Genomic DNA, 553 nt, shown 5'->3' with positions numbered 1-553 from the left:
GGCGATCATACAAACGAATTTCAGCTGGCAAGGCTTTATCGGCGGATACCCAGTGAATAACACCTTTCACTTTGCGTCCATCTGCCGGGTTTTTACCCAGAGTATCCATATCGTAAGTGCAGAATATTGTCGTAATATTGCCTTGTGCATCTTTTTCAATGCGTTCTGCTTTTATTACGTAAGCGCCGCGTAAGCGAACCTCTCTGCTTAGCACTAAACGTTTGTATTTCTTGTTGCCTTCTTCACGGAAATCTTCACGTTCGATCCATAACTCACGCGTAAAGGGTACTTCGCGCTCACCCATTTCCGGTTTATTTGGGTGATTAGCAAGCGTCAATGTTTCCACTTTATCGGCATCAAAGTTTTCGATCACCACTTTTAGAGGGTCAAGAACCGCCATGGCGCGAGGCGCATGTTCGTTTAAGTCTTCACGGATGCAAGACTCTAACGAACTGAATTCGATCATATTTTCCTGTTTTGTCACCCCAATGCGTTTGCAAAACTCTCGAATCGATGCTGGTGTGAATCCACGGCGGCGTAGACCTGAAATCGT

Annotated in this window: 1 protein-coding gene; it reads right to left on the bottom strand. The window is 45.6% G+C overall.

All coding sequences use genetic code 11. The annotated features are described in order from the left end of the window. The coding region (locus GMA8713_RS26395) for a glutamate--tRNA ligase family protein (RefSeq protein ID WP_232314582.1) at positions 1-553 on the bottom strand (553 nt) is incomplete at both ends.

The organism is Grimontia marina (genome assembly GCF_900060185.1).
Classification (GTDB): domain Bacteria; phylum Pseudomonadota; class Gammaproteobacteria; order Enterobacterales; family Vibrionaceae; genus Enterovibrio; species Enterovibrio marinus.
This window is presented reverse-complemented; position numbering and strand designations above follow the sequence as displayed.